Here is a 10,957-nt window from a genome sequence, read left to right as displayed (position 1 = left end):
ACGGGTACCTCGACGACGGGTACCTGCACGACGGGTACTCGGGCGCCAGGTACGTGCACGACAGGGACTTCATGCGGAGCCGAGGAGCTGCGGTGGGCACGAGCACGGGTGGGAACGAGTCTCAGGGCGGGGCGGCGGGCATTCAGCTGCCCTCGGTGGCCTGGGAGATGGAGGAGGGCGGCGGGGCCGGACCCGCCCCGGCGGCGCCCTCGGCCGCACCGCCCGTCGTACCGCCGGTGTCGGTGCCCGTGCCGGGGCCGGCCGCCGTGCCGCAGTACGGCCGGGTCGCTCCGCCGGCGGTCGCTCCGGCGGCCCCGAAGCCGCCGGCGACGCCGCCCTCGGCCTTCCCCTACCTGACACCCGTCAGCGCACCCGGGTCCGGTCCCGCCCCCGGCCCCGCCCCCGAGCCGGCGGTCGGCCCCGAACTGGTCGGCCCCGAGCCGGTCGGCCCGGGCCCGGACGGGCGACCGGAGCGACGGGGCCGGTTGAAGCGGCCGGTCCTGGTCGCCGCCGCCACCGCCGGCGTGGTGCTGATGGGCCTGCCGTTCCTGATCACCGACAGCGACCGGGGCGGCAAGGCCGACGGCCCCGGGCTCAGCCAGGCGGACCTGTCGCTCGCCGTGGGCCCCGAACTCGGCGACCCGGCGCCGTCCCCGGGAGCCACCGGCCCGACCGCCACCGCCGTGCCCACCGATCCGGCCCTGGTCACCGAGCCCACCCCGGGCAGCACGGGCGCGCCGACGGCCGAAGGCGTACCCGCCGCAGGGCCCGGCGCGTCTCCCGGTACGCCCGGAGCGTCCGCCGGCCCGAACACCCGGCCCGGCACCGGCACCGCGCCGGGCGCACCGGCGCCGACCAGCGGCACCGGCACGGGCACCACCCCGGGGGGCCCCGCGCCCCAGCAGCCCGCACCCCAGCAACCCGCCCCGCAACAGCCGGCGCCCCAGCAGCCCGCACCCCAGCCCGCCCCCGCCGCGCCGAGCTTCAGCGCCGTCGCCGGCGCCGGCTGCAGCAACACCGGCGCCGGCTACGTCCAGACCGGCTGGTGGGAGCAGGGCTCCACCGGCTGGACGAACAACTCGACCGGCGGCTACGCCGGTTCGGGCTGCAGCAGCAAGTACGCGGCCATGCCGATGTCCGGCGCGGCGGCCAAGGACGACGGCAACTCGGTGCTGTGGACCTTCACCACCGCCCCGGTCACCAGCGGCAGTTGCAAGCTCTCCGTGTTCGTCCCGAACAACAGCGACCCCAAGGTCGTCGGCGGCAAGCCCTCCTACTACACCGTCCAGAACACCTTCACGCCCGGCAGCGGCACCACCAAGGCCTTCACCATCGACCAGACGACGACCCGGGGCAGCTGGGTCAGCGCCGGCACCTTCCCGCTGAGCGGCGGCCGGATCGCGGTGATGCTGCACTCCCGGGGCGTCGACTGGGGCGGCGCCGGCGTCGACAAGGCCCACCACGCGGCCTCCGCGGTGCGGGCGGACTGCACCGGCTGACGGGCGTCCACCCGGTCCACCGACGACGTCGGACCGGTCAACGGAGAGTCGGGCCGGTCAACGGCGGGTCGGACCATTCAACGGAGAGGAAGGCCACACCATGTCGCGCCACGTGCTGACGGTGTGCCCGGAGCAGCGGGACGGCCGGTACCGCACCATCGGCGAGGCACTGGCGGCGGCCCGCAGCGGGGCGGTGATCTCGGTGCGCCCCGGCCGGTACGAGGAGAACCTGGTGATCAACAAGCTGGTCACCATCACCGCCGCGGAGGCCCGGGGCAGCGTCCGGATCACCGCCCGGCGCGGCTGCGTGGTCCAGGTGACGGCCGAGGCGGTGCAGCTGACCGGCCTGATCCTGCAGGGGCAGGACGAGGAGATGCCCGCCATCGACGTGCCCCGCGGGCAGGCCGCCGTCCAGGACTGCGAGGTGGTCGGCAGCTCCTGGACAGCCCTGCTCACCCGCGGCGACGGCTCGCTCGCGATGCGCGGATGCCGCGTCACCAACCCGGCGGGCGCCGGCATCGTGGAGACCTCCAGCGGCAACAGCGTCATCGAGGACTGCGTCATCGAACACCTCGGCAGCTCGGCCGTGGTGATCGGCGAACGCGCCAACCCGCTGCTGCGCAACTGCGTGCTGCGCGACGCCCGCGGCAACGGCGTCTGCGCCAACGGCGATGCCCGGGGCACCTTCGAGGGCTGCGAGATCTCGGTCACCGACAAGCCCGGCATCGCGCTGGAGGAGCGCAGCACCACCCGGCTGCTGCGCACCACCGTCCGCGACACCACGATCGGCGTCTACATCAGCTCGACCGCCCAGGTCGTCCTGGAGGACTGCACCGTCACCGGCACCTCCGGCCACGGCTTCGCGCTCGCCGGGGGCACCGACCCGCAGCTCCGCCGCTGCCGCGCCACCCGTACCGCGGGCCACGGCATCCACGTCACGGCCCGCTCGCGCGGCACCTTCGAGGACTGCGAGGTGGACGGTGCGCAGGGCACCGGCATCCACGTGGGCGAGTCCTCCGGCCCGACGCTGGCCCGCACCGTCGTCCGGGACTGCGGCGCCGACGGGGTCGAGCTGACCGGGGACAGCTCCGCGGACTTCGACCGGCTGGAGGTCCGGGACGTCGCCGGCACCGGTGTGCTGATCAGCGAGGGCGCCAATCCGCGACTGCGCCGGGTCGCCGTCCACCGCGCGAAGGGCGACGGGGTCACCGCGATCCGGGACGGGCGCGGGCAGTTGGAGAACTGCGAGGTGCTGGACGCCGGCCGGGCCGGCATCCGGGTCGCCGAGGGCGCGGACACCCGGGTCGGCGCCACCGTGGTGCGCGGCTCCGGCGGCTCCGGCGTGCTGGTCGGCCGGGTGGGCACGGCGACCCTGCGCGACTGCGACGTGACCGACTCCGCCGAGGACGGCGTGACGGCCGAGGACGGCGCCGAGCTGACCTGCACCCGGGTCCGGGTGACCGGCAACCGCCGGCACGGCGTGCGGCTCGCCGCCGGGGCGCGGGCCGTGCTGGTCCAGCTCGCGGCGGCCGAGAACACCGGCGACGGCGTCCGCACCGACTCCGTCGAGGCCGTCCGGCTCACCGACTGCACGCTCTCCCGCAACCGGGGATCCGGCCTGCGCCAGGGCGTGCCCAGCGAGCGACTGGCCCTGGAGGAACTGGTCAGCGAGGAGAACGGTCTGCCGGACGCGCACGGCACCGCCACCGCCGGCTCCTCGCCCGCCCCGGCGGCCGCGCGGCCGGGCGGGGCGGTCGCCGGCTCCGCGCCGGCGCCGGGCGCCACCGAGGAGCGGACCCCCGGGAGCGCGGCCCCGGCGCCCGACCGGCCCGGCCCGCTGGAGGTGCTGGAGTCGCTGGTCGGCCTGGCCGGCGTCAAGGAGCAGGTCGCCACGCTGGTCAACCTGAACAAGCTGGCCCGGCGGCGGGAGCTGGCCGGCATGCCGGCCCTGCCGATGAGCCGCCACCTGGTCTTCGCCGGGCCGCCCGGCACCGGCAAGACCACCGTCGCCCGGCTCTACGGCAGCATCCTCGCCGAGCTCGGCGTGCTGCGCAGCGGGCACCTGACCGAGGTGGCCCGCGCCGACCTGGTCGCCTCGATCGTCGGCGGCACCGCGCTCAAGACCACCGAGGTGTTCCAGTCCGCGCTCGGCGGGGTGCTCTTCCTCGACGAGGCGTACACGCTCTCGTCGGGCTCCGGCAGCGGCGGGCCCGACTTCGGGCGCGAGGCGATCGACACCCTGGTCAAACTGATGGAGGACCACCGCGAGGACATCGTGGTCATCGTGGCGGGCTACTCCGCCGAGATGACCGACTTCCTCGCCTCCAACCCCGGCCTGGCCTCCCGGTTCAGCCGCACCGTGGAGTTCGCCAACTACGCCGTCGACGAGCTGGTCACCATCGTCGAGCGGGCCGCCGCCGGGCACGGCTACGAACTGGCCGACGGCGCCCGCGACGCCCTGCTCGCGCTCTTCGAGCGGCTCCCCAGGGGCGAGGACTTCGGCAACGGCCGGGCGGCCCGCAAGGTGTTCGAGGAGATGGTGGACCGCCAGGCGACCAGGCTCGCGACCGAGCCCGAGATCTCCGACGAGGACCTGGCCCGGCTGCTCCCCGAGGACGTCGCCCCCGCCGAGGCCCGGCCGGCCGAGCGGAAGGACGGCACCGAACTGCTCGCCGAGCTGCGCGCGATGGTCGGCCTGCCCGCCGCCAAGGAGCAGGTCGAGGACCTCGTCGACCTGATCCGTCAGGTCCGCCGCCGGGAGGAGGCCGGGCTGCCCACCGCCAGCATCGGCAACCACCTGGTCTTCGCCGGGCCGCCCGGCACCGGCAAGACCACCGTGGCCCGGCTGTACGGGCAGCTCCTCGCGGAGCTCGGCGTCCTGCCGGGCGGCCAGCTGGTCGAGACCGCGCGCGCCGACCTGGTCGGCCGCTACGTCGGCCACACCGCCCAGCTCACCAAGGAGGCGTTCGACCGGGCGCGCGGCGGGGTGCTGTTCATCGACGAGGCGTACACCCTGACGCCCCGCAACGGCGGCGGCGGCGACTTCGGCCAGGAGGCCGTGGACACCCTGATGAAGCTGATGGAGGACCACCGGGACGAGGTGGTGGTGATCGTCGCCGGCTACGAGGACGAGATGCGGCACTTCCTCGCCTCCAACCCCGGCCTCGCCTCCCGGTTCTCCCGGCAGGTCGAGTTCGGCCACTACACCGACGACGAACTGGTCACCATCGTGGGCCGGCACGCCGAGTCGGCCGGTTACACCTGCGCGCCGCAGACCCTGACGGCGCTGGCCGAGCTCTTCTCGGCGGTGCCGAGGGACCGCACCTTCGGCAACGGGCGCTTCGCCCGGCAGACCCTGGAGGGCATGATCACCCGTCAGGCGCGCCGGCTCGGCCGGCTCGACTTCGCGGACGTCTCCGAGCTGAGCCTGCTGCTGCCGCAGGACATCGCGGTGGAGCGGCTGGGCAGCGCGGTATGACCGCCCGGACCGCCCCGTCCAGTCCGGGCGCCCCGTCCGCCCCGAGCGCCCCGACCGGCACGTCCGGTCCGAGGCGGCGGGTGGCGGCCCGGGCCGCCCTGTGCGCCGCCGTGCTGCTGGCGCCGGCCCTCCTGGCCCCGGCCTGGCCGGCCGCCGCCGACAGCCCGGCGCCCTCGGCGCCCGAACTGCCGGCGCTCGCCCAGACCCTGCCCGACGTCCGGGAGAACGGCTGTCGCAAGCCGTCCACCCGGGCCGCCGACCGGACGCCGTGGGCGCAGGTGTACCTGCACCCCGAGGCCGCCTGGCCGTTCGGCCGCGGCGCCGGCGTGACGGTCGCGGTGCTCGGCTCCGGCGTCGAGGCGGCGGCCGGCACCGGCTCCGGCGCACTGGCCGGCCGGCTCCGACTCGGCCCCCGGCTGCACGGGCAGGGCGACGCCGGCCGGGACTGCGTGGGTCACGGCACCTTCCTCGCCGCGCTGGTCGCCGGCCGGCGCACGCCCGACGGGGGGCCGGCCGGGATCGCCCCGGAGGCGACGGTGTTGGCCGTCGCGGTGACCGACGACGCCGGGACCACCACGCCCGACCTGCTCGCCCAGGGCATCCGGGCGGCCGCCGACGGCGGAGCGCGGGTGGCCGTGGTCGGGGTGCCGGTACCGGCGCCGAACCAGCCGCTCGCCGAAGCCGTCGAGTACGCCGCGGCGAAGGGCGTGCTGCTGGTCGCCCCGGCCGCCGCGGACGGACAGCAGGAGAAGGGCGCGGTGTACCCGGCGGGCTTCCCCGGCGTGCTCGCGGTGGCTGCGGTCGGGCCGGGCGGATCGGCCGCGGGCGGGTCGGCGTCCGGCGACGCCGGCACCGGAGCGCAGGCCGCTGCGGGCGCCCGGGTTGACCTGGCCGCCCCCGGGGAGGCGCTCCAGGCCGCCGGGCCCGGCGGCGGCCACTTCACGTCCTCCGGGCCCAGCGGAGCCGCCGCCCTGGTCGCCGGCGTCGCGGCCCTGGTGCTCTCCCGCGAGCCCGCTCTGACGGCGGCCCAGGTGGCCGAGCGGCTGAGGTCCACCGCCTACCGCCCGGGTACGACGCTGCCGGACCCGGCCGTCGGCTGGGGCACGGTGGACGTGGTGGCCGCGACGGCGGCCCTCCCCGCGCCGCAGTCCACCGGCGGCCCGGGGAACGCCGCCGGGCCGGTGACCGTACCGCCGGCCCCCGACGGGACCTCCGTCACCCGGGCTTCGGCACTGGCCGGCGCGAGCGCCGGGCTGGTCGCCGTGGTCGCGCTCACCGCGGCGGCGGTCCGCAGCGGACGCCGGCGGGCCGGCGGCGCGCGGTAACGACCGTACGGTCAGGGGCGATCCGCCCGGTGCCGACGAGGCACCGGCGCAAACGAGCCACCGGTGCCACCGGTGCCCGACGGGCCTACGGCGCCCAACGGTGCCGCGCGAGGTGCGTTGGCCGCGACTTGGCCCGGTGTTGGCGCCGCCCGGGACGGTGGGCAGCAGACGGGGAGGGGCGGCCGGAGCGGCTCGCCCCAGGTACCGACCAACTGTTGCGAGGGGCTCAACCGCCGTGGCCATCGACGCTACCGCTCACGCCGAGGACACCCACCCGGCCGCCGTTCCGGCCGCCGCCGGGGCGGGCACCGAGGGCACCGCAGGGCCGCAGGGCGCCTCGGACACCGCCGGCGCCCAGGACCGGCCCACGCTGGACCAGCAGACGCTGGACCGGCCCACGCTGGACCAGCACACCCTGGCCGAGCTGTACCGCCTGCACGGCGGCTACCTGCTGCGCGCGATGCTCCGCGTCACCAGCGGGGACCGCGGCAAGGCCGAGGACATCGTCCAGGAGACCCTGCTGCGAGCGTGGCAGAACCCGGCGGCGATCCGGCGCGGCCCCGAGTACAGCCGCCCCTGGCTCTTCACGGTGGCCCGCCGGATCGCCATCGACCACTTCCGGATGCAGTCCGCCCGCGCCCAGGAGGTCGCCGACGAGAACCCCGAGGAGCACGCCGGCGTGCACGACCCGTACGACGAACTGCTGGCCGCCCAGGACATGGCGGTGGCGCTGGCCGAACTGCAGCCGCACCACCGGGACGTCCTGGTCGAGCTCCACATGAGGGGCCGCTCGATGGCCGAGGCCGCCGCCGTCCTCGGGGTACCGGTCGGCACCGTCAAGTCCCGCAGCTTCTACGCCGTCCGCGCCCTGCGCCCGATCCTCGAAGCCCGGGGCACGGCCTCCGCCGGTGGTCCGTCCGACCGCTGAGCGGGGTCCGGGCCGTGCGTCGGTCGCCCGGGGGCGCTCGGCGGTCGACGGGGGGCTCGTGCCGGACGCGGCGGGCGCTCGACCGAGTGGGTGGCTTCGGCGGGTCGGTGCGGGCGGGGCATGGTTCGTCGACGGATCATGCTCCTGGCTCTGCTCCCAGACACTGGAGGATTTCATGCGTTCCACCCTCGCCAAGATCGGCGCTGTCACGCTGCTGTCCGGCGTCGCACTGCTCGCCGGCGCGACGACGGCCGGTGCGTACAACGCCCACGACCACGGTGTGCCGCCGCGCGGGGCCTACACGGTCGGCGGCGACGCCGACGGCGCCGACAACGCGTGTGCCGTGGGCGGCGACGCGCTGGCGGCCAACGGCTTCGCCTGCGCGGTGGGCGGCGACGCCTTCAGCACCGGCGGCGACCCGTCGCTCGGTCTGGCCGTCGGCGGCGACGCCGGTGCGGCGAACAACGGCTGGGCCTTCGCGGCCGGCGGCGACGGTACCACCACCGGTTCCTGACCCCCCGTCCGCCACGGTGGCCCGGCCCGGAGGATCCGGACCGGGCCACCGTGGCGTGCGACGGCGGGTCGGCGCGGGCGGGCCGCTCGGCCGCTCGGACCGTCCCGACGACGGCCGGCCCGAGCGGGGGAGCGGCGAGGGTCGGCACGGGGTTTCGGCCGGATCCGGACATGGGACGGGTCGCCTCCGGGAACCAAGGCCGAGGGGCGACGGCACCGTCGAGACGCCCGGACGGACGACGCCCCGTCCAGGAGGTTCCGTTGACCCTGCCCGCACCCGTCGAGCTGCGTACCCCCCGCCTGGTCCTCCGCCCTTGGCGACCCTGCGACCGGGAGCCGTTCGCCCGGCTGAACGCCGACCCCGAGGTCATGGAGTACCTGCCGGGCCCCCTGGACCGCGCGGCCAGCGATGCCATGGCCGACCGGATCTCCGCGGCCCTGGAGAGCGAGGGCTGGGGCCTGTGGGCGGTCGAGTCGCTCGCCACCGGTGCCTTCCTAGGCTTCACCGGGCTGGCGCGGACGACCTTCGACGCCCCGTTCACACCGGCGGTGGAGGTCGGCTGGCGGCTGGCCAGACCGGCGTGGGGGAACGGCTACGCCACCGAAGGCGCCGCGGCGGCCGTCCGCTTCGGGTTCGACGTGCTGGGCCTGCCGGAGGTGGTCTCCTTCACCTGCACGGCCAACCGCCACTCCCGGGCGGTGATGGAGCGCCTGGGCATGACGCACGACCCGCGCGAGGACTTCGACCATCCACGGCTCCCGGCCGGCCATGCGCTGCGCCCGCACGTGCTCCACCGGCTCGCCCGCGGTCGCGCGATCGTGCCGGCCGCGCCCGGTCCGGAGCGCTGAGGCCGGGCACGGGCTCGGACCGGAGGACGGCGGTGGACGGCACGATCGCGCGGCCGTGACCGATGTGGTGCCCGGGCGCGGCGAAGGCGTGCGTATCCTCGTCCCCGTGCCAGCTCCACGTCTGAACCGCGTCGCCGTCCTCGTGCTCGAAGGCGCGAAGCCGCTGGACGTCGGGATCCCCGCGCAGGTGTTCACGACCCGGGCGAGCATGCCGTACGAGGTGCGGGTGTGCGGCGCGTCGCCGGGCCTGGTCACCGGCGGCGACGGCCTGTCGTACTCGGTCGCCCACGGCCTGGAGGCACTCGGGTGGGCCGACATCGTCTTCGTCCCGGGCTACCGGCACCCGGACCGGGACGATCCGCCGCGGGCCGTGCTCGACGCGCTGATCGCCGCCCACGAGCGGGGCGCGCGGCTGGCCGCGATCTCGACCGGCGCCTTCGCGCTCGTCGCCACCGGCCTGCTCGACGGCAAGCGCGCCACCACGCACTGGCACTACACCAGGGCGCTCGCGGCGAAGCGTCCGCTCGTCCGGGTCGACGAGAACGTGCTGTTCGTCGACGAGGGCAGCGTGCTGACGTCGGCCGGCGCCGCCTCGGGCATCGACCTGTGCCTGCACATCCTGCGCGGCGACCTCGGGGTGGCCGCGTCCAACCACGCGGCGCGACGCCTGGTCGCGGCCCCCTACCGCAGTGGTGGGCAGGCGCAGTACGTGCCGCGCAGCGTGCCCGAGGCGCTCGGCGAGCGGTTCGCCGCCACCCGGGAGTGGGCGCTGCACCGGCTCGGCGAGCCGCTCACCCTCGACCTGCTGGCCCGGCACGCCGCGGTGTCGCCGCGCACGCTCTCGCGGCGCTTCGTCGAGGACACCGGGTACACCCCGATGCAGTGGGTCATGCGGGCCCGCGTCGACATGGCCCGTGAGCTGCTGGAGCGTTCCGAACGGGGCATCGAGCAGATCGCCGCCGACGTCGGCCTCGGTACCGGTGCGAATCTTCGGCTGCACTTCCAACGCATCCTCGACACCACCCCGAGTGAGTACCGGCGCACCTTCGCCCAGGGCGAGTAGCCCGGCACCCGCCGCCCTCGCGTGAGCCCGCACGGCGTGGCCCTTCATGGCGTCAGACGTCGTGGCGCGATCCTTTCGGACCCTGGCGATCACGCCGCTGTCCGCGCCGGACGCCGCGCGAGAGCCTGGTGGCAACCCGAAAGGACACCACCCATGACTCGCATCGCCATCAACGGATTCGGCCGCATCGGACGCAACGTGCTCCGCGCACTGCTCGAACGCGACAGCGACCTCCAGGTCGTCGCCGTCAACGACCTCACCGAGCCCGCCACCCTCGCGCGGCTGCTCGCCTACGACACGACGGCGGGCCGGCTCGGGCGCCCGGTGACCGTCGAGGGGAACACCCTCGTGGTCGACGGCCGCCGCATCACCGTGCTCGCCGAGCGCGAGCCGGCGCAGCTGCCGTGGGCCGAGCTCGGCGTCGACATCGTCCTGGAGGCGACCGGCCGCTTCACCTCCGCCAAGGCCGCCCGGGCCCACCTCGACGCGGGTGCGAAGCGGGTGCTGGTCAGCGCGCCGGCGGACGGCGCCGACGTCACCCTCGCGTTCGGCGTCAACACCGCGGCGTACGACCCGGACCTGCACACGATCGTCTCCAACGCCTCGTGCACCACCAACGCGCTCGCGCCGCTGGCCGCGGTGCTCGACGACCTCGCCGGCATCGAGCACGGCTTCATGACCACCGTGCACGCCTACACGCAGGAGCAGAACCTCCAGGACGGCCCGCACCGCGATGCCCGCCGCGCCCGCGCCGCCGCCGTCAACATCGTGCCGACCACGACGGGCGCCGCCAAGGCGATCGGCCTCGTCCTGCCGAACCTCGACGGCAAGCTGTCGGGCGACTCGATCCGGGTGCCGGTCCCGGTCGGCTCGATCGTCGAGCTCAACACGACCGTCGCCCGCGAGGTGACGCGCGAGGAGGTGCTGGCGGCCTACCGCGCCGCGGCCGAGGGCCCGCTCGCCGGCGTGCTGGAGTACTCGGAGGACCCGCTGGTGTCGTCCGACATCACCGGCAACCCGGCCTCGTCCATCTTCGACTCGGCCCTCACGCGGGTCGAGGGCCGCCACGTCAAGGTGGTCGCCTGGTACGACAACGAGTGGGGCTTCTCGAACCGGGTGATCGACACGCTCGAACTCCTCGCCGCCGGCTGACCTCCCCGCGGCCCGGAGCCCGACGCGGCCCCCCGGCCGTGACCGCCTCCGCACCCGTCGTCGGGCTCGAAGCGCTGCGGGAACGCTGCGAGTGGGCCGACGACGGGTCGAGGCCGACGGTGGTCCCGAGGGCACCCGCCCTCCCGACCC

8 protein-coding genes are annotated in these 10,957 nt (G+C 76.0%); all 8 read left to right on the top strand.

The genetic code is table 11. The features are described 5' to 3' along the window. Positions 1-92: 92 nt before the first annotated feature. Positions 93-1,499 carry a hypothetical protein gene (locus ACFTWP_RS22835; RefSeq protein ID WP_380266506.1) on the top strand — a complete coding sequence of 469 codons (1,407 nt, stop codon included), beginning with the start codon at positions 93-95 and terminating at the stop codon, positions 1,497-1,499. A 100-nt stretch (positions 1,500-1,599) separates the two neighbouring features. Then, positions 1,600-4,977 (top strand): right-handed parallel beta-helix repeat-containing protein, encoded by a 3,378-nt coding sequence (locus ACFTWP_RS22830; RefSeq protein ID WP_380266505.1) that lies wholly within the window; start codon positions 1,600-1,602, stop codon positions 4,975-4,977. Further along, positions 4,974-6,302: a S8 family serine peptidase gene (locus ACFTWP_RS22825; RefSeq protein ID WP_380266504.1), complete on the top strand. Its 1,329-nt coding sequence runs from the start codon at positions 4,974-4,976 to the stop codon at positions 6,300-6,302. Before ACFTWP_RS22830 ends, ACFTWP_RS22825 begins: the two co-directional genes overlap by 4 nt. 235 nt (positions 6,303-6,537) lie before the next feature. Continuing rightward, positions 6,538-7,230 (top strand): sigma-70 family RNA polymerase sigma factor, encoded by a 693-nt coding sequence (locus ACFTWP_RS22820; RefSeq protein WP_380266503.1) that lies wholly within the window; start codon positions 6,538-6,540, stop codon positions 7,228-7,230. A 175-nt stretch (positions 7,231-7,405) separates the two neighbouring features. Next, a complete protein-coding gene (locus tag ACFTWP_RS22815; RefSeq protein ID WP_380266502.1) occupies positions 7,406-7,744 on the top strand; it encodes a hypothetical protein in 339 nt (112 codons plus the stop codon). A gap of 260 nt (positions 7,745-8,004) precedes the next feature. Beyond that, the gene (locus ACFTWP_RS22810; RefSeq protein WP_380266501.1) at positions 8,005-8,592 is read left to right on the top strand and encodes a GNAT family N-acetyltransferase; all 588 of its coding nucleotides are present in this window, start codon (positions 8,005-8,007) and stop codon (positions 8,590-8,592) included. 106 nt (positions 8,593-8,698) lie between these two features. Then, positions 8,699-9,655 (top strand): GlxA family transcriptional regulator, encoded by a 957-nt coding sequence (locus tag ACFTWP_RS22805; protein WP_380266500.1) that lies wholly within the window; start codon positions 8,699-8,701, stop codon positions 9,653-9,655. A gap of 153 nt (positions 9,656-9,808) precedes the next feature. Continuing rightward, positions 9,809-10,807, top strand: coding sequence for a type I glyceraldehyde-3-phosphate dehydrogenase (gap, locus tag ACFTWP_RS22800; protein WP_380266499.1), 999 nt, complete (start codon positions 9,809-9,811; stop codon positions 10,805-10,807). Positions 10,808-10,957 lie beyond the last annotated feature (150 nt).

This window comes from Kitasatospora sp. NPDC057015, from assembly GCF_042673745.1.
Classification (GTDB): Bacteria; Actinomycetota; Actinomycetes; order Streptomycetales; family Streptomycetaceae; genus Kitasatospora.
Note: the sequence above shows the minus strand (reverse complement) of the source record. Positions and strands in the feature narration are given on the sequence as shown.